This window comes from Magnetofaba australis IT-1, from assembly GCF_002109495.1.
Lineage (GTDB): Bacteria > Pseudomonadota > Magnetococcia > Magnetococcales > Magnetococcaceae > Magnetofaba > Magnetofaba australis.
Window position 1 is genome coordinate 282,257 of record NZ_LVJN01000019.1, and the last position, 24,709, is coordinate 306,965.

A 24,709-nucleotide genomic window follows, 5' to 3' on the forward strand; every position below is an offset into this window, starting at 1 on the left:
CCGTTTGTTGTCATTGCAGTTTGGCGTGGCGCAGGCGCAGCGCATTACTCACCACCGTCACGCTGGAGAGCCCCATGGCCGCCGCCGCAAAAATCGGCGACAGCAGCACCCCGAACAGTGGGAACCACACCCCCGCCGCCAGAGGAATCAGCACAATGTTGTAGGCAAACGCCCAGAACAGGTTCTGTTTGATGTTGGCCATGGTGGCGCGCGATAGTTGAATCGCGGTGGCCACGCCACGGGGATCGCCGGACATGAGCGTGATGTCGGCGGCCTCCATGGCCACATCCGCGCCGGCGCCGATGGCCATGCCCACATCAGCGCGGGCCAACGCCGGGGCGTCATTGACGCCGTCGCCGACCATGGCCACGCGCTTGCCGGCTTCTTGGAGACGTTGAATCTCCTCGAATTTATTGGCGGGCAACACCTCGGCCAACACCCGTTCTATACCCAGTTGCGCGGCGATGGCCTGGGCGGTGCGTTGGTTGTCTCCAGTAAGCAGCGCCACCTCCACGCCCAGAGCGCGCAAGCGGTCGATCGCCTCCCGGCTTTCGGGCTTGACCACATCGGCCACCGCCAGCACTCCCGCCAACTGGCCATCCACCGCCGCCAGCATGGCGCTCTTGCCTTCCTGTTCCAGCGCCTCCAGAGTCGCCAGCGTCGTCTCTTCCAACGCCACGCCGGACTGCGCCATCAGGCGCCGGGTTCCCACCACCACGTCATGCCCCGCCACTCGGGCTTTGATCCCCAAACCGGCCACGCCATCAAAGGTCTCGGGATCGCTCAGCTTAAGTCCCTGTTCGCGCGCATGGGCGACGATGGCTTCGGCAATGGGATGCTCTGAACGCGCCTCGGCGCTGGCGATCAGCGCCAGATGCTCCCGCCCGCCGCTCCAATCGGTCATGTGCGGCTCTCCTCGGGTCAACGTGCCGGTTTTGTCGAACACCACCACATCCAACTTATGGGCGCTCTCCAGGGCTTCGCCGCCGCGGATCAGAACGCCACGCTCGGCGCCCTTGCCGGTTCCCACCATGATGGAGGTGGGGGTGGCCAACCCCAGGGCGCAGGGGCAGGCGATAATCAACACCGAGACGAAGTTCAACAGCGCATAGGTCAACGCCGGTTGCGGCCCGAACAGCCACCATACAACGAAGGTCACGGCGGCCACGCCCATCACCACCGGCACAAACACCGCCGCGATTTTGTCCGCCAGCCGGGCGATGGGCGGCTTGGCTCCTTGCGCCTGCTGCACCATGTCCACAATGCGCGCCAGGGCGGTCTCCCGCCCCACCTTGGCAGCCTCAAATGTAAACGCCCCCGACTTGTTGAGAGCGCCGCCGATCACCGTATCGCCTGCTCCCCGAGCGACCGGAATCGACTCCCCGGTCAGCAGGGACTCATCCAACGTCGATTGCCCCTCCAGGATCACCCCATCCACCGGGATCTTCTCCCCGGGGCGCACCACCACATGGTCACCGACCGCCACCTCGGCCAACGGGATGTCCCGTTCCTCTCCATCGCGAATCACCCGCGCGGTTTTGGGAGCCAATCCCATGAGCTTGCGGATCGCCTGGGAGGTGCGTCCCTTGGCCCGCAACTCCAGAAAGCGGCCCAACAGAATCAGCACGATGATGGCCCCGGAGGTGTCGAAGTAGACCTCTGCGGCCACGCCTGGCGCGACAAACAGTTGCGGGGCCAACAGCACCAGCAGGGAGTAGAGAAAGGCGCTGAAGGTGCCGACCGTAACCAGCGTGTGCATATTGGCGGCGCCATGGCGCGCGGTGGCCAGGGCGCTCTTGTGAAAATGCCAACCAACCCACAACTGCACCGGCGCAATGAGCAGGAACTGCAACCAGTGATTGTGGTTATCAGACAGGGTGGCGAGAGCGTCCAGCCCCAGATGATGCCAATGCACCAGGACAAAACAGGCCGCAACCAACACCGCACCCAACCGCAGACGCCGCAGGATGTCTCGATGTTCGCGCTCGCGTTCCTGTTCCGCCACATCCTCAGGTTCCGCATCGCCGCCGATGCGCGCCAATTGATAGCCGGATCGGTTCACCGCATCACGCATCGCCTCAAATGAGACCACGCCGGGAATAAAACGCACCGTAGCGGTGAGGTTGGCCAGATTCACCTCCGCCGCGTTCACCCCTGGCAGCGCCGCCAGCGCCTTTTCCGTACGGCTGACGCAGGAGGCACAGGAAAGTCCCTGCACGGTAAATGTCTCCGTGGCGGTGGCCACCGCATACCCCGCAGCCTCCACCGCTTCAACCAACTCTTGCACCGGGACGGAACCGGTGACCGTGGCTTTGGCGGTGGCCAGGTTGACGGCGGCCTGCTGAACCTTCGGCAGCCCCGCCAGCTTTTGTTCCACTCGGGTTGCGCAGGAGGCGCAGCTCATGCCGGAAATCGGTAGGGTCGTGGTGGCGGTCGTTTTGTCCATGGAGAAGATCCTCCCGGAGAACAATCAGATTATCATAATCGTCATCGCAGCTTGCGGATGTCGAAAGTCCCTATTGGCGATGCTGTCGGGAACGTCTGGATATGACGCCCATAACCAGATTTACCCCACGACGCCAATGATGGTTGGGCGCGAACGGGAATCTCGGCGCATGCGCCGATCGTGGCGTCGCAACCACAGAAAGCTCCCCGCCATGCCCGCAACTCCGGCCAGAGCCGTGATCAGCGCGCCCCGATCAATCGAATTGTCGGCGCCCAACCAAGCGTTCGCCAACAACGCAGTCGTCAGGAAAGCCGCCACCGGCAGGATGTAGACCAGGAAAGCCGACTTCAGAACTTGCCGTTCAGACAGCGCCAGCACCACCCGGCGTCCCTGCGGAATCCGTTTGGGGTTATTGGCTTGCAACAGAATCCCCTGCTGGCCTTGGCCACAGGATTGGCCTTCGCACCTTGTGCGGGATTGACAACTGGAACAAGCCGTTTGCCGTCCTGCTGTGACCGTGGCCACATCACCTTGCGTTGCGATGAGCAAGACTTCCTTGCAAAACATGGCGTCCTCCTTCCCGTTATGCTGTGCTGGGCGACAGTCCTCTACGCAGGCTGTCCCTTGATTATGATTTACGAATCTCCGCCAGATTGCGTTGATGCTCTTCACGTCTGTGCGCACAGCGGGCATAGCTCTGTTGCAACAACGCACGCGTTGTTTGGGTGCGCGTATCGTCCCGCTCGGTAAACCTTTTGATCGCCCAGGCCAGAAGCAGAAGGGGCAGCAGCCAAACCAGGATCATGCCCAAACCGCCGAACACGCCGTGTCCCAAACCAAACCCCAATCCGTTCATCATGATCTCTCCTCCAGCTCTGTCCCCGCTTCCCTGCGAGATGCGATCGCCGCCAACGCACGCGTTAATCTTTCCGCCGCCTCGCGCGCCACCTCGGCGATGGCGGGGTCATGGAGCAATCGGGTCATCGCCAGGGGATCCATGGCGGCCACTTCCACCCCATGCTCCGGTAGCTCCCGCACCACCACGTTGCAGGGCAGCAGCGTCGCCACGTCTGGTGCGGCGCTTAAAGCCCGATGCGCCAGTGGCGGATTGCAGGCGCCGAGTATCACCGTCGGCGGGTGCGCCACATCCAACTTCTTCTTTAGCGTGGCCTGGACGTCGATCTCTGTGAGGGTGCCAAACCCCTGTTCCGCCAGCGCAGCGCGGGTTGCGCGCAACGCGCTGTCGAATGTGCCGGGAAATGTCGCATTCAAAGTGATGCCAGTGTCCGTCATGATCGCCTCCAGTACGGTGTATTCAGGCCCCCACCGGGGGTTTGCTACAGCAGTGACCGACGTGCTTGAGGTTGTCCACTTCGTTCTGTTCGGTAAAGCGCGTCCAGTCGCGTTTTTTGCGCGCAATAAAGCCATCGTCGGGCGGATAACCGATCTCCGACAGCAGCGCCTCCACCTCTTCAAAGCGTGTCTGGTTCAGATCGTAGGAGATCTCCACCAGACCCTTTTCCCACTGCGCCTTCACCGTGGACACCCCGTCCAGAGCCGACAGCCCTTCGGCGATGATGTTTTCACACTCCGGGCAAACCATCTCCAAAACTGTCAGGGTTCGCGTGACGATGTGCGGTTCGTGTCGTGTGGTCATAGCGCTTCTCCCTTGAGTTTGGGATCGTGCAGTGTGCCGTTGGTTACTGAGCGTTCATGTAGCCGCCGTGGAACCAAACGCTCCCTTGGTCGAACTGCGTCCGTTGGGTCGGCGTCAGGGTTTGGCGCAGCGTGCGCGTGGCCGTCAGCAGCGTGCGTTGGCGCGGCAGCATCTGCTCCATCAACGCGATGTGCGCTTCACTGCGTTCGTAGCCGCTGATCGAGGGGTCATGCATCTGCGCGAACATGGCGCTATGGGTGGCGGTGACGTCGGTCAGCGCGTCAACGTAGGCCGTCCAGGGCTTCTCCTGATCCGCAGTGATCTGCAAACGCTGCTTGAACTCGGTCAGATAAAGCGTTTGCGCCTCCTCATCCTGGAACATCATGCCGCCCATGCCTTGCTGGCCCATCATCATGCCCGGGCCCCTCATGCCCGTTTGACCACCCATCATCCCCGGTCCACCCATGCCCGTTTGGCCACCCATCATCCCCGGATAGCCGCCGTTGCCCATACCGAAACCGGGACCATGGGCGTAACCATTAATGGCGACCACAGCGACGCTTGCCGCCAGAGCCAAACCGGCCGCCACACTCAGAAGACCACTGCGTTTCGTGTTCATGACTCACTCCTATTAAGGGGTCGAGAGCGGTCCTCCAAACGGAGTGATCCAACTCTTCTCTCGAACCATTGCGCCAATGGCTTGCCTCACAAGCCGGTTCCTTAAAGAATGGGCGATGCCGGGGGCCGTGGAAGCGGATCGGTTGGGAGGGGGATCAATGTGACCGACCCGCGCTCTCCGGCATCGCCATGAAGGTCATAATCAATTGGCCTTTGTTGGAAACCATGATGCCGAAAAGAGGCTGAAAATAAAATTATTTTAATGTAATTTATCAATGACTTGACTGTTTTTCTGTTCGCATTGTATTGGACTTTCCCGCGACTGTTGCACCGCGCTGGAAAACCCAATATCAGTCGCAGTCTGGTCGCCGTTTGGCGCGTTTGTCACAATTAAGTCGCACTTTTTTTGCTTCACTGGATGCGGATATGCGCATCCTGAATGAAAATCGAGTAGAGAGAGGGGCGCCATGTCGGATCAGGACCGAATTGTGGTGGTGGAGGACGATGATGAAATCCGCACGCTTCTGCGTGAGTATCTGTGCGAAAATCAGTGCCATGTGCGTGATTTTGCCGATGGTCAGGGGATGTGGGCGGCATTGCGGGAGGATGATCGCGTTGACGTGATCGTGCTGGATCTGATGTTGCCTGGGGAGGATGGGCTGACCCTGTGCAAGCGCCTGAGTATTGATCCAGCCACCCAGGATATTCCCGTGATCATGCTCACCGCCCGCCGCGGCGAAACCGACCGCATCATTGGTTTGGAGATGGGCGCCGACGACTATCTGACCAAACCGTTCAGCCCGCGCGAGCTGCTGGCGCGGATTCACAGCGTGCTGCGCCGGTCGCGAGCCATGCCGCGTGACAACCACCCACGCGAGCCTCGGGAGTACCGCTTTGCTGGTTGGAAACTGGATGTGAAAGCGCAGCGCCTGACTTCGCCGGGCGGCGTGGACGTGACGCTAACCAGCGGCGAATTCATCATGCTGCTCGCCTTCCTCAAACACCCCAGCGAAGTGCTCAATCGCGACCAGATCATGGAGGCGTATCGCAACCGTGAGTCATCGATATTCGAACGCAGCATTGATGTGCAGGTGGGACGGGTGCGCCGTCGCTTGCAGGATGACCCCAAGGAGCCGAAAATCATCAAGACCGTTTGGGGTAAAGGCTACATCCTTGACTGCCGGGTGGACGTCTCATGAAGTGGCTGCCATGGCCTCGTTCACTGGCGGGACAGTTGGTGTGGATTCTGTTTGGCGGGGTCACCCTGGCGCTGATTTCCAGCGCCGCGATTCACCTGTATGACCGCAAGGAGGCGATGGTCACCATGGGCGGCATTCAAGCGGCGCAACGCTTTGCCTCCATCGTGCACGTGTTGGATCCGTTGGCGCCTGCGGAACGGCTCAAAATCGTCGGCATTTTGAATACGCCTTTGCAATTCGTGCGCTTTTCCAATGATGCCGACCCGACGCGGGACCATGCGCAGATCAATGCCCACGCCGCTCACCTCAAAAGTCTGATGCAGCGCTATTTGGAGACGCGTTATCCGCTTCAGATCCAAATGGTCTCTCAGCCCGCAGCGCTACGGGGCGGACGCGGAGCGCAATCCGGCGAGCCTGCTCTCCACCCCATGATGGAGGGGATGATGATGGGCAATCATGCCCCCGCCATGGGGATGCTCCATCCCATGAGCGCGTCACAATTCTCCTATATGGCCCGCACCCGGCTCAGCGATGGAACCTGGCTGGAATATCATAACCACTTGCCTGAGGAGGCTTTTGTCTGGCCCTGGCATCTGCTGTGGTCACTGTTGATCCTCATCGCGGTGGTCACGGCGCTCTCCTTCCTGGCGGTGCGGCTGGTGACGCGTCCGCTGGCCCGGCTGGCGGGCGCGGCTCGGGCGCTGGGGCATGATCTGCGTGGCGCGCCGATTGAAAAGTCCGGTTCCCGTGAGGTGCGCGCAGTGATTCAAGCCTTCAACGCCATGCAAGCGCGCATCATTCAACAGATCCAGGAGCGCAGCGCCATGCTGGCTGCGATCTCGCATGACCTGCACACACCATTGACCCGCATGCGCCTGCGTGTGGAGATGCTGAATGACGACTCCACGCGCGGCGCCCTGTTGGCGAATCTGGCTGAAATGGAAGGGATGACAGCGTCCGCCATGGATTTTATTCAGGGCGCCGAAGGGATGGAGGAGGTGCGCCTGGCCGATATCCCTTCACTATTGGAAGGGTTGGAGGAGAACTGGCGGGAGTTGGGCCATGATGTGGCGGTGGAATATGGGGAGATGGAGCCGTTCCCGTTGATGCAGCGAAGTTTCCGTCGAGCCATCTCCAACCTCATCCAGAATGCGGTCAAATACGGTCAACGCGCCCGGTTGAAAGCCACGATGCACCGCGATCGTCTACGGATAGCAGTGTCCGACGATGGTCCGGGAATTCTCGAGGCGGAGATGGAGTCGGTGCTGCGCCCATTCAAACGATTGGACGCCTCCCGCAACAGTAAGACGGGTGGGAGCGGGTTGGGCCTCTCTATCGCTGACAGTATCATCCGCGCCCACGGTGGCGCGCTGCATCTGCGCAATCGGCCTGAGGGGGGATTGGAAGTGATTGTCACTATCGCCAAAAGCGATTTTCTGGCGGAGCCAGATCAGCATATCCGGTAGAACTTTGAATGTTGCCGCGTCTCCTGACGCGGGTGGGCGCCATTTACCGGATCAGCAACAACTCCACCCCATCTCCTGCCTCATGCAGCTTCAGCCAACGGGGATTGACCGGCGCGCCAGCGCGCAGGTGAATCTGCCCCAGAAACCCGATCACATCCCACTCGGGACGGTATTGGCGACCAACGTAGGCGCGGTTGGGGTCATAGCCCGGATTCTGCACATTGCGCATGAGGGGCTGGCCGTCGCTATTGCGCGTGCGCCGCACTGCGTAGAGTTGCTCGCTCATGTTGACAGTTTGCCCCATTTCCGGGTCGGTCACGGTGGGCTTTGGATCGTCCTGATCAATGATCAGATCCGGGATGGATACACCCTCGAGGATGCGGTCTTCATGGTAGAAGACACGCTCTCCGTTCTCGTCCAGCCAAGAGAGTTGGACGCAAGGCTCGGTGAGGATGCGCCCGTAGGCGTCGCGCAGATCTTTCTCCGCCCATTCGTCCTCAAAGGTATTACCCACCAGAATGGCGGTGCCGGACATGACGCCAAAAATCTCGTTGGGGTCGTCATCATGGGTGGCGATGCGTACTTTGCCATTGGGCTGGCCATCGGCGTCCTTGGCGCGCACCACAGGCAGGCCGATGCGGTCCTCATTGTCGGGATTGCCGTCCTCCCACTCCATCAGCTCCCCGAAGTCCGCCGTGTTGGCGTTGATAGAGCCTTTGGCGTAGACGTTGCCGCCCGATTCGATGCGGAACAGGTTGCCGTTACTGTCGTCCTTGACGCCAAAGGCGCGGCAGCCTCCGTTTGGACGTCCGGTTTCGATCTGCACCAGGGCGTGGCCGTTCTGCTCTCCGTAGGTGCCGTGTGAGCCGGAGTGGAAGCGAAATCCTTCTGTGCTGCCGCCGTTGGCGGCGTGGAACTCCCAGTTGGGACTTGTCCACATGTCGAAGACTTCAATTCGGCTCGAATCCCGCTTGCTGCCAATGACGCCACGCCACCAAGTCGCCCCTGCCCAGCGCACGCAGCGGATGAACAGACCATGTGTCGAGCCTTCTCCGCCATACCAGGAGCCGTAGGGAGCATCGTCCGGTCCATCACCCAGTGTCAGCGTCGGGCAGTATCCTGGATCATCCGTATGGCCTCCGTTGGGGTTATTGTGGATTGTCGCACCTCCGGCGGAGATTCCCTTGCCCGCAGTGGGCACGGTAATGCCGCCATCCTCAACAGACAGATTCGCTCCGTGAAGAATGGTTGTCGTGCGGTTGAGATCCAGGAGTTGCTGATCCTGATCATTGCTAAATGACAGCGTTGCACTGTAGCCCTTGTAGGCGGAACACTGAATCCCGCCTGTGAAGCCCTGCAAGCCTGTGGAGACCACAGATCCATCAGATTTGAGGAACCCCATCTCCGGCAACTGTCGCTCATCGGTGATGATGCCGTAGAGGATTTGCTGCAAGCCGGATGGAATCACGGCATCACTGACGGTCACTGTGGTCAGCCCGCTACCGCCATCAAAACTGGCGCTGACCACATGACTCCAGACATTGGCGCCCGAGGAGACTGCGTTGATGGCCCGCCCAGCGGTGTAGGTAGCGGTCACATCACCAGCGACGGTGAACTGCGTGGCCGACACATAGGCCACGGAAGCGGTTTCGGCGTAGATGGCCCCGATAGCAGCATCGATGTCGGCCTTATGGCTGCCATCGGCGTTATGGCCAACCAGCATGGCGCGGAATCCGCCCTCAATCTCATTGGCGTAGGCGTCATCGGTGATGTTGCTGGGAATCTGATTGCTCATGATTTAGCCCTCGGTGAAGGTCAGTTTGGCGCGGGCGCGCTGGGGATGCACAATGGCGATCTGAGGAGAGTCGCTAAGTCGCCCCAGGATGGTGTGGTCGATCTCTTCACCACTCCCGGCTCCGGGAAACAAGGAGAGCAGCATCTGTTTGCGTTTACCCTGGTTGGTGAGCATTTCGACCAGCCGCCGTGCGTCGGCATCACGGGTCATCCAGCGCAATTCCAGGGAGAGACGCCGTGTCGGTGCGCCGCGCGACACGGCCGCCAGGGTCCCGCCAGCGGTTTGAGTGAGTTCGGTTGGGTCATCAACCTGGAGCGTCGCGCCATAGGCGGGGCCTTGAGTCGGCTGCCAGTGCAAACCGGCCAGCAGTCGATACGCCTCCAGATAGCCATCCGGGTTGGCAGCATCGGAAAGGGTGATGTGCAGGGACTGGATGGCAAAGCTCTCCTCAAGCCACTGAACCGAGAAAGCGGCATCCCGATCGGAAAAGATGGTGGCGCGCCAAGCGTCGACACGCCAGGTAAGCGCGCGAAAGCCCTTTGCCTGGCAGAGCGGAACCAATCCGGAGTCGTAGACGCTGGTGGTCCATGCCGCATCTGAAAACAGCTCCACGCGCCAACGCGCATTGGATTTGCGCATGTTGTGGCCAAACAGACCGATGCAGGAGATGCGCTGTGGCGCCGACCAAGTAGCTGTGATGACATGGCCCGCCGCATCCACGGTGCGCATCATACGCTGCCGACGCAGATCCTGGAGATGAGTCACGGGCTGCTCTGACAACGGCATGGGCGCGCAGGTCAGCGTGGCGTGATCGGCGAGATTTTCGGGTACGATTCTCATGACGTAATCAGCGTAATGTCGATGCGGTTGTCAGAAGGCGTTTCACGCAGGGCGGTGACGATGCCGCTGCGACCACTCTCCCAGCCAGGAATGTGGGGATGAGTGATGCGCACCACGTCGCCCAGATCGGCGGCCAGAGCCCCGGCCTGGGTGCGAAAGGTCCACTTGTGGCGCGCGGATTGGTTCTGCGTCAGACGACGTGACGCCTCTGCGTTGGCATCAGCTTCATCTGCTAACAATGTGGGAGCTTGGTCTGGATCGGACGCCAGCGGCCATTGAGTCTGAATGGCGGTATCTGACGCCGATGTCGTTTGGTATTCGGTTGAGAAAGCTGAACGCTGCTCAGCAGACACCGCCCCCGCCAGTCCATCAGCATCCTGAACAGTCCAATGCCGGTGGTAGCCAAGCCGGATTCGCCACGGCGGCGCGTCGAGTGGCTCATGACGAGGGATCTCGGCATGCAGGTCGTCCGGGCCCAGATCCAACAACGGATCGCCCGGCGCCGACAGATCAGGCATGCGACCCACGGTGAACTTGCCGAGTCGCGTAAAGCCCCACCACGCCCCCACGCTGGCGGCCACTTCCTGGATGGTTTCCACCAGATTGCGGCGCTGTCGAATGTAGAGCCCCAGAGACTGGGAGCAGAGCGTGTTGAACGCAGTGAAGGCGTCGGCGTCCAAGTCACCATAGGTGAGCGCGTCGCGCGTCACCAGGGCATCAATGATGTCGGCGGCAGTTTGTGTGGCGGTTGTAGCGTCGCAAGTGATCTGACCGGCTGGTTCAGAAACCAGCGTGATCGTCCCATTGGCCAAATCGACGCTGTAATCCGTACCTGTCGTCAGCAAAACGCCGTTGTCGCGCACCGCATCCACAGACTGTAGTGTTCCATCGTGGAGTTGATAGACACGCGCGGCGGCATCGATGAGCACCGGGCTGGCGTTATAAACTCTGCCGTAAAGGAGAGGTTTTGGGTTGTCCGTTTCTGGACCGCTGGTGAGCAGATTGGACTGCACGGGCCGATCCAGCGTCGCGCCGTGGTCATGCACCTCCAAACGCAGCGCCGCGCCAGCGTAGCTCAAGCGTCCACCCACGCCGGTGAGCACGGCACGGAAATCTGCCAGAGACCATGCGGGGTCTCCTAGTTTTAGCGATACCAGGTGCCCCGCAAAGGTGGCATCGGTGAGCCAGGCGTCCATCAGCCCCTCAGGGTTGGCGAACACGATATCGCCCCAGGCGCACGAACTTTGGCCTGCGAGGCCGTTCAACTGGCGGGTGATGGTGACCGGCTCGATGATGAGCCCGTCATAGGTGGTATGGGACGGAGTGTCCGATGCATGGCTGATATAGCCCATGTGTGACAGGCGCAGAGTGTCGATGGTCCCGTTACGATAAGCCTGGGCTTCGAGCAATAGCTCCCGCGCCGCAGCCGGATCTTCCAGCCACGCTTGGTAGTCCGCGTCTGAGATGGTCATGGCTATGAGAGTTGCGATGCGCGCAGTTGGGCGAGAGATGCGGTTGTGGCGGATGCCGCCTGCTCTTTACCGGCAGCGATGAGCTGCTGGGTTTGGCGTTCCACCGTTTGAGTGAGAAACGCCACATCCGCGCGCAACTCGGAGACTTCGTTGCGCAGGGCGTCGGCTTCATTGGATTGGTTGGTGGTGGAGCCTGTCGGCAGCAATCCGCTCAGATCCTGGCGCACCGAGTCGAAGATGCTCTTATACCCCGCGCCACTGGCGTATTGATCACGGGCCTCGGTGAGGTAGCCCTGCGCCAAGTTGGGCAGTTGGCTGATGGCGTCAATGTCGCCATTGTAGGCCCGCTGCACCACGCCATTGTATGCGGTCCGGGCCAGATCCAACTGCTCGGCCTGTGTCAGGGTAGAGAGATTCCCCGTTTCCAGCCCCAGCAGCGTGTTGTTGATTCCCTGTAGGGCGCTCTGCATTCTCACGCTCACGCCATTGGCGGTGGCCACAGCCTGCTCGGCGTACTGCTCCTCAATGGCCTGCTTTTTGGTCAGGTAGAGCTCCGTCAGCTCCAGGGTCTGTTGTTGATGCTGTTCAGCAAGAGATTGCTGCTCTGCATACCACCGCTCCAGTTCTTCCAGCGCCAGGGCCCTGGGATCGGTCATCCCCAACAATTCGCGCCGGATTGACTCCGACCACTGCAACGCCTGCCGCTGCTGAGCGTCCAGAGAATCGAGCGCCTCTTCATCCAACACGGGAGCGATCTGCGCATACTCCTCCCGAATGGCCTGCTGTCTGGCGCGATAGAGCGCCGTCAGGTCCTTGGTTTGTTGTTGATACTGCTCCGCCTGGGCCAACTGCTCGGTATACCAGTCGTCCAACTCCTCAAACGCCAACGCCATGGGGTCCATCACCCCCAGCAGTTCCCGGCGGATTCCTTCCGCCCACTGCAACGCCGCGCGCTCTGCTGCGGTGACATCCTCCGAGGCCACTTCCGGGATGATGCGATACTGTTCTCGGAGCGCCTCCAGTTGCGCGGTGTGCAGATCCGCCAGCGCCTGAGCGCCCATCCCCACCGCTTCAGCGGCTTTGATCTGGCCAGCTTGCTGCTCTTGCAGCTGTTTGAGGGCAAAGCCGTAGGGGTCAGTCAGTTGCAGAAGCTGGTCGGCGATCTCGTCCCGCCACTGGCTACGCATCTGCTCCTTTGCATGCGCTTCCGCGGCGTCTACCTCCTCCAGGGCGATATTGTAGAGATCGGCGTTGGCCGCCATCTGGTCAAACTGAGTGGAGAGCGCCTGTACTGCGGCTTCGGCAGTGGTCACGGACTGAACCGGCTCCGCCCACACGCCCTCCAAAACCGCCAACATCTGATCTCGCCCGGCGGACCACTCGGTGAGAATGCGCTCCATCTCCGTGTAGTCGCTGGCGTTGTTCAGGGCGTGCTTAAGCGCGGGAGCCGCGCCTTGAATTGTTCCATTGGCCAAGTTGCCGCCGAACAGCCCCAACATCGCCTGACCAAAGTTCTCCGCCGTCCAACCGAAACCGGTGGCGCTGTCGGAGTAGCCCTTCTCAGCGTGCCATCCCACATGTCCCAGTTCGTGAACCGTGTAATCTTCGCCCAGGGTAAACCCGCCCTGGGTGATCAAACCGCGCAGCCCCTCACTCATGGCGATGACGGCATCTACCGGCGTATCGGCATTACGGGTGCTGGTCAGGTTGCCGATGTTGACATGGTTGCTTCCCGCCCAGGGATGCTCCATGCCATTGAAGAATACTGTAATGGCAGGCGGTGAGGGTTCGTCATCGCCAAACAGGTCGCCGATGAAACTCCCGGCGAGCGTCCCCAGCACCATCCCCACGGGACCGCCAGCCATCCCCAGGATGGTGCCCATGGAGGAGCCGATGCCGTATCCCGCAGCAGAGCCCAGCGCACCGCCGATGCCCGCCTCCTGGGAGCCAAACACCATGGAGCCCACGCCATAGCCCAACCCCGCAGCGCCCAGATAGCCCATGGCGGTGCCAGCGCCTAGAAAACTGGAACCCGGCGTTACCGCCGTGCCCACCTGGGTGGCGGGGAGCTCAAAGCCCAACCCTGACTGAATGGCGGCCAGTTCCGAGCCTGTCACCGTCATGCCCATGGAGGGAACATAGAACTGTGGCGTCAGCGAGGCCATGCCGAGGTTGGACGCCCCAAATGCGTTGATGGCGCCACCAATACCACTGGTTTGCAGACCGAAGCTGCCGCCAAAGGCGGAGAACAGGTCGCTGCCCGTGGAGGCGATATTGAACAGACCTCCTACACCACCCCCACTGACCCCGGTGATGCCAGGAGCGGACAGTCCCATGGACTGCGCCACACCGCCCAGCCCCACAGATCCCATCACTGAACCGATCACAGGCCGGATTACCATGGCCGCCGCAATCTCCGCCGCGGCGCGGATGAAGATGCGCTTCATCGCATCCGCCACATCGTCGGCGCTGCGCAGTGATCCATCAAACGCTGACTCAAAGGCGTCGGTCAAAACGTTCTGAATGCCCTCTGCGGCGCGCTCAAAGGGGGCGTTAAGGCTCTTCTCGTAGGCTTCCAGAGCCTTCTTGTGTTCGTCTGCCGCCTTCTTGGCGGCTTTGGCGGCTTTCTCCTCAGCCTCAGTCATCTCCTCAGTGGTGCGCGTCGCCTGTTCCTTGGCGCGGATGAGCCGCTCCAGTTCGCGCGCCTGCTCGGAGCCAAGCTGAATGCCGGACTCGGCGAGCTTGTTGTGAAGCTCTTTCTGGATCGCCGCTTCGCGCTCTGCCTCAGCAAGGCGTCGGGTCAACTCTTCCAGGGGGATCTTGCCGTCGATTACTTGCTGATGAAGGGCGATCTCATTCTTGAGTTCAGCGAGATACTCGCGCTCAACACCCACCAGCTTGGCGCGCTCCAGGCGATAGCGCTCATATTCATCCTCCATTGCCTGATCAATGCGCGTCCTCTCGGCGTCGGTGAGCGCCTTGTCGCGCAGATCACGCAGTTTGAGCAGCGCCTCGGTGTGGCTCTCCTCCAGAAGTTGTCGTTTGGACAGGCCGGCGGAGCGGAGTTTTTCCAGATCATCCTGTAACGCGCTCTCAATGCGCGCCAACTCCCGCGCGGCATCTTTGGCCACATCAGGATCGGGACCGATGGGCACATTGGCGATGTCGTTGGCGACACCTTCATTCTTCGCCTTCATCATTGCCAGCTTGGCCGACCATTGGGCGAGAATACGCTCTTTCTCCGCCAACTGCGCGCGCAATCCGTCCAACGCCCCCTCGCTCATGCGGTCCGGCGCATGGGGGAACATCTCACGATAGGTCTCGTTGCTCTGGATGACCTTTTGGAGCGACTCCACCTCCTCTCGGTACTCCCGCACCGTGGCCGCCACCGCGCGCATGCTGAGATTCTCGAAGTTGGTGTCGCCGGTGACGATGGCTTTGAATTTCTCATACGCGACCCCGGCATCGCTGGCTAGGTCTGACAGCCAGGTGGAGGCGTCGCTGATGGCCGGAGCCAGATTCAGCAGGGCGCGAGAGAGATTGGCGTCGAGAACCTTGGCCAGGGTATCCAGTTCATTGCGCGCATCCTCGGCGTTGCGAATCAGTTCCTCTTCCAGCACGATGCCCAGATCCCGCGCGCGCTGCATGGTCTCACGCATCGCCTCGGAGCCGTTCTGCAACATCTGGAGAAGTTTTACGCCTTCGGAGTCGAACAGCTTAAACGCCAGACGGACCCGGTCAGATTGGTTCTCGACTCCTTTGAGCGCATCGGCGGCCTCCAGCAGCAATTCCTCGGTGCTGCGCACATGACCGCCCGCATCCCTGACAGAGATGCCCAACTCTTTGAGCGCAGCTTTGGCTTCCCCGGTTCCCTGGGCGGCCTCAGCGGCTCTACGTCCAAAACGCTGCAACGCCATTTCGAGAGTTTGCTGGGAGACGCCCGCCGAGTCGGCGGCATAGCGCAGCGCCTGGAGCGACTCCACGCCCACGCCAATCCGGTCTGCGGTTTTGCCGATGGCGTCTGCGGCGGTGATGGCGCGATTGGCGAGGGCAGTGAGTCCCCCTGCTGCGGTAAGTCCGGCGATAATGCCGGTGAGGCGGGAGATATTGGTATGTAGGGAGGTGGCGCGGCTGGTGAGGGATTCTAGACCACGGGAGGCATCATTGCTGGCCGTGCGGATGCGCTTGAAAGAGCTCTCGCCGCTGGCACCGATATCGGCCAGTTCGGCTTTGACCTTGCCGCCCTGCTCAACGGACAGGCGGATGCTGTAGCTGTGCTGGGTGCGGGTCATGATTGCATGCTCTCAGATTATTTGATATTGAATAAGATATGAAAGCTGTCTTGGACACCAATGTGCTGGTCGCTGGATTGCGCTCGACTCAAGGCGTATCGCACCAGTTGCTTCTGCTGGAAAACCTGGGGCAGCGCTTCACTCCGCTATTGTCAGTTCCGCTGTTTTTGGAATATGAAGCGGTTCTGAAACGTTCAGAGACTGGAGTTCCACTTGCCCATCAGGATGTGGAAATTTTTCTGGACATGGTGCTTAGACATGCGGAAGCTGTCAGGCTCTATTATCTATGGCGACCAGTTCTCCCTGATCCGGGGGATGACATGGTGCTGGAGTTGGCCATTGGCGGAAACGCTGCTGCGATCGTGACGTTCAATACAAGGGACTTTGCCGAAGGATCCAAACGGTTTGGCATCCCAATTCTGACGCCCCGTGAATTTTGGCGCATTCTTCAAAGGACACCGACATGAGCCAATATGCCCTGCGTCTTCCTGAATCCCTCATGGAAGCGGCGCGCCGTGTTTCCAAGGAAGACCACTCTTCCATGAATCAGCTATTTGTGACGGCAATAGCAGAGAAGCTTTCGGCGTTGGAAACCGAGAAGTTGCTCAAAGAGAGAGCCGCACGAGCGGATGAAGCCAAATACCTAGAGGTCCTGAAAAAAGTTCCTGACGTTCCGCCCATTTATGAAGAAGATAGGCTGGACTGAGCTTCCTTGAGCGCCTCGCGCAAACCCACCTCCGCCCACGGCAGCAACTCAGCCGCCGCACCCCTTTCCAATCCCATGGCATCCGCCATCTGCAACGCCACGCTCATGTCGAGCCCAAGAACCTGTCCCGATGGTGCGACGCGGAGTTGGCTCTGACACGCCAGAACGACATCAAACACCTGCTGCTCCTCGATAGTTTGCGGCGCGTGCTCTCGGCTGGGACAGAGCTCACCGTTCAATCCGGACTGCCCTCGGGCGCAGGGCTCGCCGCGATCAGCACACTCTCGGCAGTACCCTGGCCCTCCGCCGGGCTGGAAATGCCATTGGCAGAGGGCGCGGATCCGTTTTTTGCGGCGTTGAGCATCACCTGGTGGAAGGTAAAAAGCTGATAGAACCGTTCACCCATGGGATAGCGATCCATCAGCGCCACGACGTTCTGGCGATTGACTGATGCATCGCTTCCATTGTCATAGCCAACGCCGTTCCACGCAGTGATGTGATTCACCGCCAGCTCCTGAATCAGATAAGCGTGGAACAGCCCCTCGCGCTGCTCTCCTTCCTCGGCTTCGGGATACTCCCGCTCCAACCGGCGGCGAGCGGCGGTCTGACACAGCGACATGGCAGCGGTGGTGAGGGGTTTGACCGTCACCGTCACACCATAGGGCAGATCCAGATCAAATGGCTCTTTGGGTTGGCTCAGAGAAATCACAGGTAGTCACTCCCATCCAAATCATTGGTCAGCGTCACGGTGAGCATGCGCCCCGCCGTGGCGTTCTTGGCCCCTTGGAAATCGAAACTGGCCTGCACTCCACCGGGACCATCCACAGTGAGCTTGGGCTTGGGCAGATAGACCTCGTGGCAATCGAACACCACGCTGTTGTCGGCGTCGATGGTGTAGGCGAACTGTAGATCCACCGGCGTACCGTTTGATGCCAGATCAACAAGCGTGGTGTCGGCAAAGCGCACATCGATCTTGCCGGTGAGCGCGGCGATGGTGGGATCGGCGCCATCAATGAGACCGTCATTGCGGATGGTTTCGATCTTCTCCAGATTGTTGGAGTAGGTCAGCGAACCCGCCGTGAGATTGGCGATAAGCGACCCGCTGCGTTTGATACTGCCCTGAAACTGGCTGATGCGATTGAAGGTGAGCGTAGTAGGCGTGCCGCCTTGGGATGTTCCATTGCGGGTTTCGCCCTGGGCGATGACACCCAACGTGGCCGCCGCCGCGCCGGAGCGCTGAAACTCCAGGGCCAGGGTGTTGACCTTTACGCCTTGGTGCATGAAGAAGGAGGAGGCCTGGGAGAGCCCCATCTCGATGCTGTAACTGGGGATAGAAGCGCCGCCCGAGTGGAATTCATGCGTGTACGGCCCCACTCCGGTCGTCACTGGATTGCCCAGCAGCGCCGTCAGCCACAGGCCGAGATAGCGCACATCCATGGGCACGACGATGTCGCCTTCGTCGTTGATGACATCCTGGAGCGGCGACAGGGGGTCGCGCCCCTGACCCAGCACGGGGTCGGCAATCAAACCCTGTTCGCTGCTCAGGGTGCAACGGTTGAAGGGCATCTGGATGTAGTCGCCCGTGGGGATGGCGCCGTAGCTGCCCTCCCGTTTGAGCAATAGGGTAGCGTTTGAACCGTATGAGCGGGCCATGGAGTAAACCTCATCTGTTCGATAGGAATTGTCAGGCTATGGGGGAGGGGGTTTCATACTCAAGAGTGAGTTCCATTACCCCGCCGAGAATGGGCGTAGCGCCCTCTTCGTGTTCCAACTGGATAGCCGGACGGCCATAGGTTATGCCGAATATCAAGCCGTCGAGGGTAGGGGATGCGGCCAACTTTTCTGCAACGGCTAAAAGCAGATTATCAAATCGGCTCTGTCGCTGATCAGCGTCGCCATGCTGAATGATTACCTCTATTTCCACACGATGATGGTAGTAGCAGCCGCCAACGCCACCAAGGGATTGCTCCGGTTCGCCGGGGTCACCGTCGCGCAGGATAATCAGGCCCTCTGCGGGGATGCGCGTGGGCAAAGCAGTGTTGCGCAACACTGTGGCGCTGGGGATGGTTCCCAGCAGAGTCTGGAGCGCCTGTAGAATCTGCTCGGTCTTACTGGCCACAAAAATTATCCCATCGCCATTTCATGCGGTTGATCCAACAAAGTCGATGGCGTCAAACATCTGCGTTGACATCGCTGTCCTGAGTCGCCATCCTTCATAAATATACGCGGCAAAGATCGCGCTACATATACCGGGAGGGAGCACATGAACAGAAAGTCCAACGCCATTCTTGCGTCCATTTCAGATCGCCTGTCAGACCTTTACCTCACCCTCAAAGCCACCGGCGAAAGCTCCGAATTCGATCGCGGTGTTATCCATGGCATGATGTTGATGGCCATGAAGAGTGGAAAAGCTACAAAGCGCGACATCGAGCAGATCATCACGATTGAGCAGGAACGCGTTTTCGGAGCCAAAGGCGTCCCGGCATCCCGAGGCCAATGGCTGGACACGATACTGGAAGAAGCGCGCACTTCCGGTTCAGGCTCTCACGTAGACATTCCCACTTTTATACGCAATGGCGCGCACAATATTGGGACTCAGCCCAGCCGCTAAAACGTAAAACCGATACTTGTTCAAGGATGAACAGATGAAACGAAGCAACCCACGACAGGGAAGCCTGTTTGAAGGCCCCCAACTGGGTCTTTTTGACTTTCGCTCTGATCAAATGAACATGTTTCGCGGAGTCCAGCACGCTTTTGGCGCAGCGGACTTGCCGCGTGACCCACAGGACGCCGCCTCGGCGTTTCGAGCCAAGCATGGAAAAATCCAGGCGGCTCTATTGGCGCTCAAGAACGCCAAACGCTGTCAGGAGCCAGAGGATGAATCCTGGTGGCGAAATGTTGCCGGTTACTTATCCGATTCGTGACCACCACGCCGTTTCACATCTGGGGGAGATGACATGAAGCCGACGACACTACGGTTAGCCGAGTTGTTTGAAGGCGGATCCAGTCGTAACGCAACACTGGCGATCAAGGGCGGGATGAAATCCGCCGCACGTTTTCAGAAAACAAGAAGCCCCGCTGCGCTTTCCACGCAAACCGTCCTTCGACGCAACGATTCGCGCATTCAGCGTATCGAACGCGAGTCCATAATGAAGGCCAAACCACGGGAGCAGAAAACAAACGCCCATAGTCTGGAATGGCTGACCCATCTCAGCATGGACGCCCTCATGATCTGTGGCCGTTACGCTGCTCTGGGCCTGCAAACCTACCGTAATGGCGTCGAAACCGTTTCATTGCACAAAACGGTCAGCAAAGTGGACGCAGCACAGCACCATCAGCCAATCACACTGGTTGATGGGTCATCCTACGACAGCGAAACCTCCGGACAGCTCAAAACGCTCAAGCAGATGCTCGCACAACGTTCTCAACACGCTGATCACGATGAAGATTGGGCCACCGCCTGAACTTACTGACGATTGATCCATGCACTGTCAATTTGCCCGACCATACGGGCGGCGCTCAATGAGGCCGCCCGTTTCACCTCAAGACGTTTGCGCAGCCGCACCTGCGGAACCATCACAAACATCACCACCGTGGTCATGCCGGATTTGAGCCTGCCAGATTTGGTGTAGATGTCGCCCTTGGCTTGTCGGCCCACACGACCCGTCTTGGCGCTAATGCGCACCCCATCCACCACCAGCAGGGAAGAGCGCCCAGGGCGATAGACGAATCGGAGTTTGCCGAATCTGGACTCGGGGAAGTTACCGGGGTGGATCCGTTTGCCATCAATACCCAGCTTTGGCGCCTGCGGCGTGGGAATCGCCAACCATCGGCTATTGCGCCCCCGAATCACCACGCCCCGGTCAAACGCCTGCACAATGTGCGGGGCCTTGGACCAGACCAGTGAGGCGGCATTGAGCCCCTGGTTGGGGTAGCTGCGATCGCGCCAGGTGCGCGCAAGCCGGTTGCCCAACCCGGCGTAGACCACCTGCTGTCGAAGGTCCTGCTTCAGCCCGCGCCCCGCATCACGGGTTCCATCCACAACGGCGCGATTGAGATTGCGCAGATCCTGCTCCATATCGCGCCGGATGGAACCGAGGATGGTGGTCGCCATTCTCATGAGACGAACGCATCCACCACCCACACGAGCCGCTCGGTACCTCGCGTCGGCGCTCCCTGGACGGTATAGTCGATACTGTTGAGGGTGATCACATCACCGCCTTGAGGGTTCGCGATGTCAGATGCCCGAATCTCAAACAGAGAGATCTCCGCCGCAATACGCGTTTCTCCAAAGCCCACCACCTCGTCCGGGCGCTTAGCCAGAACCGTGATTTCGGTGGCAGGATCGCCATTAGCTGGAGTGTAAGTGGCGGCGACGCCGAATGAAGCAAATACGGCGTCCACCGCCATCTCAAAAGGGTTCATCAGGTCCGTTTCGCTTTGATCAGCACACGCGGGCGCGTGCAAATGGGCAGCGGGTTGGACTGCACATGCAGCATCACCCAACGCTGGAACTGCTGATCAATGGCCTGTTTGGCGTAGCGCGGCAGGCCAATGGTATTGACCGTCTCCACAAAGTCCGCCGGGGCGTTGTACTGCCGAAACAGACCGGGCACGCCCACCGGGAAGAAACGCGCCTTGGCGGCGTCGTTGAAATCCACGGAGCCCACCTTGCCGCGATACTCCTCCCACACGATCCCGGCGTACTCAAAGGAGCCGCGCGCCTGGCCTTGACGCAGGAACAGCCCATCGGCGTAGCGTTCGTAGGCCTCTTTGACTTCGCTGTGGGTGATCAGGTCATCGAAGAAGTCCGCCCCGCAGATGGCGTGGATATGGTCGTAGGGCTGCGCGCCCAACTCATCCTCGATCTTGCGCCGGATGTCGTGACACTTCTTCTTCACCGCGCCGGGCACCGGGCTGGCGTTATCCAGATCAAAGTCGATCTCGGTGTGCTGGCTGACGCCAAACTCGGTGAAGAGGTCATACAGGACGGTGGCGCCATCGGCGTCGAGGATCTGTCCCTTGATGGCGCCGATGCGCAGGTGCTCCAGCGTGGCGTCGATCTTCCGCGCCATCTCCTCCAGGCGGTTGTTGACCACCGTCTGTACCCCCTCCAGATTGCTCTCGGAGCCAAAAGCTCGCAGGTTCTGCACCTCATCGGCAAGGATGGTGTCCTCCAGGGCGATATGCGGAACGGTCAGAGAGCGCGCTTTGCGCTTGTTGTTGGTATTTTGAATGGCGGGCGCGCCGCGCGCGGTGGTCTCCACCAGATTGAGCGAGCCTTCGCGCTCTTCGATGAGCACCGTAGTGGTGGCCACCCCCTGTTCGTGGAACAGCCCCATCTGGCCGATACGGCCCGGGACAAAGGGCATTTTGTTGATGGCGTCGGTGAGCGAGACCAGGGAAAAGGCGTTGCTATTGAATACATCCAAGGCTCCCATGGGGAACTCTCCTTATCGCGCAATGATGAGTTGATCCGCCAGTTGGGAGATGGCGGCAGCTTTCTCGGGTTCGGTTACGACGGCGTCGAACACCAGGCGGTTTTCATTCACCTCAGCCAATCGGCTGATGACCACTCCTGTGGCGTCGCCAGCGGAGGCGTCGACGTTCTCGTAGAGCACCGCCACCGCCGTTTCCGAGCCATCGATACCGGCGGGATCAACCGCCTGATATTTGCTGCTGGCGGTGACCATGCCCAGCACTGCGCCTGCTTCCAGGTTCTGGCCCGAGAGGATGGTGACCGTCTCCCTGCTGATTGAACCATTACCCTCGGAGACGAGGAATTCGCCGCTGTGGCGGCCTTCTGTGATTGCAGCCATCAGGACTCTCCTTTACCGGGCTGAGCATTGCGGGCGGCGTAGATCGCCTGGGTGTTGATGGTGGGGCGAGCCGATTCCTCAGTAGAGCGGCTCAAATCCGCGCCATGGCGGTGATTGATGATGAGCGCCTCGTCATTGTCGGCGCGCTCTTTGATCAAAGCCTGGCGCACCGCCACCGCCGACATCTCCTTGTTGATGAAGGGGAGCGCGCGATCGGGAACGCCCGCCAGATTGCAGATCTCGTGGATCTCGTTGACATAGGCCAGCGTCGCGCCGCGCACTTGGGAGCGAATGGCCATCAAGTCGACCACGTTGTTGGGCTCGTTGTGCGCCTCGCCCTGAGCAGGCAGCTTGGCGATGAGTTGCTCTGGCGCGTTGTCGTATTGGGAGAGATCGAAATAGGCCGCCATCTTCACTGGCTCTTCCAGACGATCGGCGAAGCCCTTCTCCACCGCCTCGTTGGCAGTGAGCCAGGTCTCATTGGCCATGATCTGTTCGATCTCGGCGTCGGAGAGACCGGACTTCTCCCGATACGCCGTCACCAAACCGGCTTTGGTCTTCTCCAACGCCTCCGCCATGGAGCGCATGTCGCTGGCGGTGCCCATGACGATGCCAGAAGGGTCATGGATCATCAGCATGGCGTTCTCCGGCATGATCACTTCATCCCCCGCCATGGCGATTACCGAGGCGATGGAGGCGGCGATACCGTCCACGAATACGGTGACACGGGCGTCCAGACGCTTGAGGGCGTTGTGAATGGCCAAGCCATCGAATACCGAACCACCGGGGCTGTTGATGCGCACAGTGATGGATTCGGCTCCATCGGCAGATTTCAGATCCTCCAGAAAGGCTTTGGCGGAGACGCCGTACGCGCCGATTTCGTCATAGATGGCGATCTCAGGCGGCTGATCCGCCGCTTTCGCGCGCATCCGGTACCAGGATTTCTTCATCGATATCTTCCCTCTGTTCTGCTGCTGGGGCTGATTGCGTGGTTTCAAAGGACAATCCGAGCTCTCTTTCCCGCTGCTGATCCGCCGCGATACGCCGATCCACCTCCTCGGCGTCATAGCCTTCGCTCTCAATGACGTCGGAGCGGCTCTTGAGCCCGGCTTTGATGGCCTCGATCTCGGCCTTGCGATCTTTGAGCGGATCGACCCAATCCCACTTGGGTGGAATCCACTTCACTTGCTTGAGCTGGTAATGGTTGGGGATCGCGCCGCTCAACGCCGCCTCTCTTACCCAGCGATTCCACACCGGGCGGCAGAGTTGAAAGATCAGCGTGTTGTGCTGGAACTGCTCCATGCGGCGGCGGAACTCCAGTTTGCCCTCGCGCAGAGAGGAGTAGTTGGCCTGGCGCAGATCGCCGGTGACGTTGGTGTAGGGCACACCCATGGCTGAGCAACACGCCAGCAGCGTGCGATACTGGAACGCCTCATAGGAGCCGCCCACATCCGCCGGATCGGAGAACTTGATATCCTCGCCGGGCAGGAGCAGTTGCATGGTTCCGGGCTGGAGTCCCAGCAAGGCGGCGCCATCGTCATCGCGCGGCGCGTCATCCTCGCCCATCACATCCTCGGCCTGGGGCCGGGTGATGAACGCCGCGAACATGGCCGCCACCTTCTTGCGATCCAACTCGGCATCGTCGTACTGATCCAGCAACCACAGCTTGGGCAGCGCTGGAGCGATCCAGGGCAGCCCCCGGATCTGCCCCTCCTGCAAGGGCTGGAAGATGTGGATGATCTCCGAGGCCGGAATCCGGACCGTCTCTCCACGCCCCAACTGGCGAATATCGCCAGGGTGATTTTTCAGGAAGTGATAGGCTCGGCGCTGCCCCCGGGCGTCGAACTCGATGCCCATGAGCACTTCCCGGCCATAGGGCAGCGTGGCGCTCTTCTCCAGCGGTAGTTGCTCGGCGGGGAGCAACTGCAATTGCAGCGGGACCGAAAGGCCGTCCTCTACACGCCGAACCCTGAACCTGATAAAACATTCGCCCGCTTCAAACAGGGCGCGCGCCACCATCGCTTGCAGACCGTAGAAGTCAGTCACGCCATCGGCGTCGGCTTCATCGGTCCAATCCAGCCATAGGCGCTGAAGCTGATCCTTAAGCCCGGCGTCCTCCACCAGCGAAGAGGGCTTGATCCCGGCGCCCACCGCGTGGGCGGTGAATGAGGAGGCGGCGTTGGATGCGTAGGGGTTGGAGCGGGCCAACTCCCTAGCGCGACTCCGGAGCAATCCTCCGCCCTGTAGGATCAGACTGTTCAGGCTCTCATTACCGCCACGCCAGGAGGCCAAACGCCGAGCGGCGCGCGCCGCCTCCAGTTGTGCGCGCGGCAATGGGAGATCGCCGGTTAGCGCATAGCGCAACCGTTGAAAGAGATTCATGACTGGTCAGAGGGTAA

The 24,709-nt window shown here is 60.3% G+C and carries 27 protein-coding genes; 7 read left to right on the plus strand and 20 right to left on the minus strand.

Going from position 1 to position 24,709, the window contains the following annotated elements:
* Positions 1-10: 10 nt before the first annotated feature.
* The 6 genes from MAIT1_RS10505 to MAIT1_RS10525 all read right to left on the minus strand — a co-directional run bounded on the left by MAIT1_RS10505 (position 11) and on the right by MAIT1_RS10525 (position 4,722).
* Entirely contained in the window at positions 11-2,446 is a 2,436-nt protein-coding gene (locus MAIT1_RS10505; protein WP_085442233.1) for a heavy metal translocating P-type ATPase, read from the minus strand.
* Positions 2,447-2,566: 120 nt separating this feature from the next.
* Entirely contained in the window at positions 2,567-3,013 is a 447-nt protein-coding gene (locus MAIT1_RS10510; protein WP_158089430.1) for a SoxR reducing system RseC family protein, read from the minus strand.
* Positions 3,014-3,074: 61 nt separating this feature from the next.
* Positions 3,075-3,305 carry a hypothetical protein gene (locus MAIT1_RS21835; protein ID WP_158089431.1) on the minus strand — a complete coding sequence of 77 codons (231 nt, stop codon included), beginning with the start codon at positions 3,303-3,305 and terminating at the stop codon, positions 3,075-3,077.
* Positions 3,302-3,739, minus strand: coding sequence for a DUF302 domain-containing protein (locus tag MAIT1_RS10515; protein WP_085442235.1), 438 nt, complete (start codon positions 3,737-3,739; stop codon positions 3,302-3,304). Before MAIT1_RS10515 ends, MAIT1_RS21835 begins: the two co-directional genes overlap by 4 nt.
* Positions 3,740-3,761: 22 nt before the next feature.
* Positions 3,762-4,103: a heavy-metal-associated domain-containing protein gene (locus MAIT1_RS10520; RefSeq protein WP_085442236.1), complete on the minus strand. Its 342-nt coding sequence runs from the start codon at positions 4,101-4,103 to the stop codon at positions 3,762-3,764.
* Between the two features lie 43 nt (positions 4,104-4,146).
* Entirely contained in the window at positions 4,147-4,722 is a 576-nt protein-coding gene (locus MAIT1_RS10525; protein WP_085442237.1) for a Spy/CpxP family protein refolding chaperone, read from the minus strand.
* 466 nt (positions 4,723-5,188) lie between these two features.
* On the opposite strand from MAIT1_RS10525, the gene MAIT1_RS10530 reads away from it, so the two are divergent.
* Both MAIT1_RS10530 and MAIT1_RS10535 read left to right on the plus strand, forming a co-directional pair.
* Positions 5,189-5,920 (plus strand): response regulator, encoded by a 732-nt coding sequence (locus MAIT1_RS10530; protein WP_085442238.1) that lies wholly within the window; start codon positions 5,189-5,191, stop codon positions 5,918-5,920.
* Entirely contained in the window at positions 5,917-7,386 is a 1,470-nt protein-coding gene (locus MAIT1_RS10535) for an ATP-binding protein (RefSeq protein WP_085442239.1), read from the plus strand. The genes MAIT1_RS10530 and MAIT1_RS10535 overlap by 4 nt, the downstream gene beginning before the upstream one ends.
* A 43-nt stretch (positions 7,387-7,429) precedes the next feature.
* On the opposite strand, the gene MAIT1_RS10540 is transcribed toward MAIT1_RS10535, so the two are convergent.
* From MAIT1_RS10540 to MAIT1_RS10555, 4 genes are read right to left on the minus strand one after another with little or no spacing between them, the layout of a single operon-like run.
* Positions 7,430-9,181, minus strand: coding sequence for a peptidase G2 autoproteolytic cleavage domain-containing protein (locus tag MAIT1_RS10540; protein WP_085442240.1), 1,752 nt, complete (start codon positions 9,179-9,181; stop codon positions 7,430-7,432).
* A 3-nt stretch (positions 9,182-9,184) separates the two neighbouring features.
* Positions 9,185-10,021, minus strand: coding sequence for a hypothetical protein (locus MAIT1_RS10545; RefSeq protein WP_085442241.1), 837 nt, complete (start codon positions 10,019-10,021; stop codon positions 9,185-9,187).
* Positions 10,018-11,493 carry a phage tail protein gene (locus MAIT1_RS10550; RefSeq protein WP_085442242.1) on the minus strand — a complete coding sequence of 492 codons (1,476 nt, stop codon included), beginning with the start codon at positions 11,491-11,493 and terminating at the stop codon, positions 10,018-10,020. The genes MAIT1_RS10545 and MAIT1_RS10550 overlap by 4 nt, the downstream gene beginning before the upstream one ends.
* 2 nt (positions 11,494-11,495) lie before the next feature.
* The gene (locus tag MAIT1_RS10555; protein WP_085442243.1) at positions 11,496-15,785 is read right to left on the minus strand and encodes a coiled-coil domain-containing protein; all 4,290 of its coding nucleotides are present in this window, start codon (positions 15,783-15,785) and stop codon (positions 11,496-11,498) included.
* A 38-nt stretch (positions 15,786-15,823) separates the two neighbouring features.
* On the opposite strand from MAIT1_RS10555, the gene MAIT1_RS10560 reads away from it, so the two are divergent.
* Positions 15,824-16,252 carry a PIN domain-containing protein gene (locus tag MAIT1_RS10560; RefSeq protein ID WP_085442244.1) on the plus strand — a complete coding sequence of 143 codons (429 nt, stop codon included), beginning with the start codon at positions 15,824-15,826 and terminating at the stop codon, positions 16,250-16,252.
* Entirely contained in the window at positions 16,249-16,491 is a 243-nt protein-coding gene (locus MAIT1_RS10565) for a hypothetical protein (RefSeq protein ID WP_085442245.1), read from the plus strand. The genes MAIT1_RS10560 and MAIT1_RS10565 overlap by 4 nt, the downstream gene beginning before the upstream one ends.
* Here the strand turns inward: MAIT1_RS10565 and MAIT1_RS10570 are convergent.
* The 4 genes from MAIT1_RS10570 to MAIT1_RS10585 are packed head-to-tail and all read right to left on the minus strand — an operon-like array spanning position 16,467 to position 18,610.
* Positions 16,467-16,670 (minus strand): DUF7697 family protein, encoded by a 204-nt coding sequence (locus MAIT1_RS10570; protein ID WP_085442246.1) that lies wholly within the window; start codon positions 16,668-16,670, stop codon positions 16,467-16,469. The genes MAIT1_RS10565 and MAIT1_RS10570 overlap by 25 nt on opposite strands.
* 56 nt (positions 16,671-16,726) lie before the next feature.
* Positions 16,727-17,200: a hypothetical protein gene (locus MAIT1_RS10575; RefSeq protein WP_085442247.1), complete on the minus strand. Its 474-nt coding sequence runs from the start codon at positions 17,198-17,200 to the stop codon at positions 16,727-16,729.
* Positions 17,197-18,144 carry a phage tail tube protein gene (locus MAIT1_RS10580; RefSeq protein WP_085442248.1) on the minus strand — a complete coding sequence of 316 codons (948 nt, stop codon included), beginning with the start codon at positions 18,142-18,144 and terminating at the stop codon, positions 17,197-17,199. Before MAIT1_RS10580 ends, MAIT1_RS10575 begins: the two co-directional genes overlap by 4 nt.
* Before the next feature lie 31 nt (positions 18,145-18,175).
* Positions 18,176-18,610: a hypothetical protein gene (locus MAIT1_RS10585; protein WP_085442249.1), complete on the minus strand. Its 435-nt coding sequence runs from the start codon at positions 18,608-18,610 to the stop codon at positions 18,176-18,178.
* Between the two features lie 144 nt (positions 18,611-18,754).
* On the opposite strand from MAIT1_RS10585, the gene MAIT1_RS10590 reads away from it, so the two are divergent.
* The 3 genes from MAIT1_RS10590 to MAIT1_RS10600 are packed head-to-tail and all read left to right on the plus strand — an operon-like array spanning position 18,755 to position 19,955.
* Complete coding sequence (locus MAIT1_RS10590; protein WP_085442250.1) at positions 18,755-19,102, plus strand: hypothetical protein; 348 nt, start codon at positions 18,755-18,757, stop codon at positions 19,100-19,102.
* Positions 19,103-19,136: 34 nt separating this feature from the next.
* Complete coding sequence (locus MAIT1_RS10595; protein ID WP_085442251.1) at positions 19,137-19,415, plus strand: hypothetical protein; 279 nt, start codon at positions 19,137-19,139, stop codon at positions 19,413-19,415.
* Between the two features lie 33 nt (positions 19,416-19,448).
* Complete coding sequence (locus MAIT1_RS10600; protein ID WP_085442252.1) at positions 19,449-19,955, plus strand: hypothetical protein; 507 nt, start codon at positions 19,449-19,451, stop codon at positions 19,953-19,955.
* A 2-nt stretch (positions 19,956-19,957) separates the two neighbouring features.
* Here MAIT1_RS10600 and MAIT1_RS10605 read toward each other — a convergent pair whose 3' ends face one another.
* The 6 genes from MAIT1_RS10605 to MAIT1_RS10630 are packed head-to-tail and all read right to left on the minus strand — an operon-like array spanning position 19,958 to position 24,692.
* On the minus strand, positions 19,958-20,611 hold the full coding sequence (locus tag MAIT1_RS10605; RefSeq protein ID WP_143814776.1) for a DUF6441 family protein: 654 nt from the start codon (positions 20,609-20,611) through the stop codon (positions 19,958-19,960).
* Positions 20,608-20,916 (minus strand): head-tail joining protein, encoded by a 309-nt coding sequence (locus tag MAIT1_RS10610; RefSeq protein WP_085442254.1) that lies wholly within the window; start codon positions 20,914-20,916, stop codon positions 20,608-20,610. Before MAIT1_RS10610 ends, MAIT1_RS10605 begins: the two co-directional genes overlap by 4 nt.
* Positions 20,916-21,932, minus strand: a complete 1,017-nt coding sequence (locus MAIT1_RS10615) for a major capsid protein (RefSeq protein ID WP_085442255.1) — start codon at positions 21,930-21,932, stop codon at positions 20,916-20,918. The genes MAIT1_RS10610 and MAIT1_RS10615 overlap by 1 nt, the downstream gene beginning before the upstream one ends.
* 12 nt (positions 21,933-21,944) lie before the next feature.
* On the minus strand, positions 21,945-22,310 hold the full coding sequence (locus MAIT1_RS10620) for a head decoration protein (protein WP_085442256.1): 366 nt from the start codon (positions 22,308-22,310) through the stop codon (positions 21,945-21,947).
* Positions 22,310-23,260, minus strand: a complete 951-nt coding sequence (locus MAIT1_RS10625; protein WP_085442257.1) for a head maturation protease, ClpP-related — start codon at positions 23,258-23,260, stop codon at positions 22,310-22,312. The genes MAIT1_RS10620 and MAIT1_RS10625 overlap by 1 nt, the downstream gene beginning before the upstream one ends.
* Positions 23,208-24,692, minus strand: a complete 1,485-nt coding sequence (locus tag MAIT1_RS10630) for a phage portal protein (protein ID WP_085442258.1) — start codon at positions 24,690-24,692, stop codon at positions 23,208-23,210. The genes MAIT1_RS10625 and MAIT1_RS10630 overlap by 53 nt, the downstream gene beginning before the upstream one ends.
* Positions 24,693-24,709: the final 17 nt, after the last annotated feature.

Bases quoted from the DNA above. Each gene is read 5' to 3' on its own strand.
- MAIT1_RS10505 (WP_085442233.1), bottom strand. From the start codon at position 2,446: ATGGACAAAACGACCGCCACCACGACCCTACCGATTTCCGGCATGAGC.
- MAIT1_RS10510 (WP_158089430.1), bottom strand. From the start codon at position 3,013: ATGTTTTGCAAGGAAGTCTTGCTCATCGCAACGCAAGGTGATGTGGCC.
- MAIT1_RS21835 (WP_158089431.1), bottom strand. From the start codon at position 3,305: ATGATGAACGGATTGGGGTTTGGTTTGGGACACGGCGTGTTCGGCGGT.
- MAIT1_RS10515 (WP_085442235.1), bottom strand. From the start codon at position 3,739: ATGACGGACACTGGCATCACTTTGAATGCGACATTTCCCGGCACATTC.
- MAIT1_RS10520 (WP_085442236.1), bottom strand. From the start codon at position 4,103: ATGACCACACGACACGAACCGCACATCGTCACGCGAACCCTGACAGTT.
- MAIT1_RS10525 (WP_085442237.1), bottom strand. From the start codon at position 4,722: ATGAACACGAAACGCAGTGGTCTTCTGAGTGTGGCGGCCGGTTTGGCT.
- MAIT1_RS10530 (WP_085442238.1), top strand. From the start codon at position 5,189: ATGTCGGATCAGGACCGAATTGTGGTGGTGGAGGACGATGATGAAATC.
- MAIT1_RS10535 (WP_085442239.1), top strand. From the start codon at position 5,917: ATGAAGTGGCTGCCATGGCCTCGTTCACTGGCGGGACAGTTGGTGTGG.
- MAIT1_RS10540 (WP_085442240.1), bottom strand. From the start codon at position 9,181: ATGAGCAATCAGATTCCCAGCAACATCACCGATGACGCCTACGCCAAT.
- MAIT1_RS10545 (WP_085442241.1), bottom strand. From the start codon at position 10,021: ATGAGAATCGTACCCGAAAATCTCGCCGATCACGCCACGCTGACCTGC.
- MAIT1_RS10550 (WP_085442242.1), bottom strand. From the start codon at position 11,493: ATGACCATCTCAGACGCGGACTACCAAGCGTGGCTGGAAGATCCGGCT.
- MAIT1_RS10555 (WP_085442243.1), bottom strand. From the start codon at position 15,785: ATGACCCGCACCCAGCACAGCTACAGCATCCGCCTGTCCGTTGAGCAG.
- MAIT1_RS10560 (WP_085442244.1), top strand. From the start codon at position 15,824: ATGAAAGCTGTCTTGGACACCAATGTGCTGGTCGCTGGATTGCGCTCG.
- MAIT1_RS10565 (WP_085442245.1), top strand. From the start codon at position 16,249: ATGAGCCAATATGCCCTGCGTCTTCCTGAATCCCTCATGGAAGCGGCG.
- MAIT1_RS10580 (WP_085442248.1), bottom strand. From the start codon at position 18,144: ATGGCCCGCTCATACGGTTCAAACGCTACCCTATTGCTCAAACGGGAG.
- MAIT1_RS10590 (WP_085442250.1), top strand. From the start codon at position 18,755: ATGAACAGAAAGTCCAACGCCATTCTTGCGTCCATTTCAGATCGCCTG.
- MAIT1_RS10595 (WP_085442251.1), top strand. From the start codon at position 19,137: ATGAAACGAAGCAACCCACGACAGGGAAGCCTGTTTGAAGGCCCCCAA.
- MAIT1_RS10600 (WP_085442252.1), top strand. From the start codon at position 19,449: ATGAAGCCGACGACACTACGGTTAGCCGAGTTGTTTGAAGGCGGATCC.
- MAIT1_RS10605 (WP_143814776.1), bottom strand. From the start codon at position 20,611: ATGAGAATGGCGACCACCATCCTCGGTTCCATCCGGCGCGATATGGAG.
- MAIT1_RS10610 (WP_085442254.1), bottom strand. From the start codon at position 20,916: ATGAACCCTTTTGAGATGGCGGTGGACGCCGTATTTGCTTCATTCGGC.
- MAIT1_RS10615 (WP_085442255.1), bottom strand. From the start codon at position 21,932: ATGGGAGCCTTGGATGTATTCAATAGCAACGCCTTTTCCCTGGTCTCG.
- MAIT1_RS10620 (WP_085442256.1), bottom strand. From the start codon at position 22,310: ATGGCTGCAATCACAGAAGGCCGCCACAGCGGCGAATTCCTCGTCTCC.
- MAIT1_RS10625 (WP_085442257.1), bottom strand. From the start codon at position 23,260: ATGAAGAAATCCTGGTACCGGATGCGCGCGAAAGCGGCGGATCAGCCG.
- MAIT1_RS10630 (WP_085442258.1), bottom strand. From the start codon at position 24,692: ATGAATCTCTTTCAACGGTTGCGCTATGCGCTAACCGGCGATCTCCCA.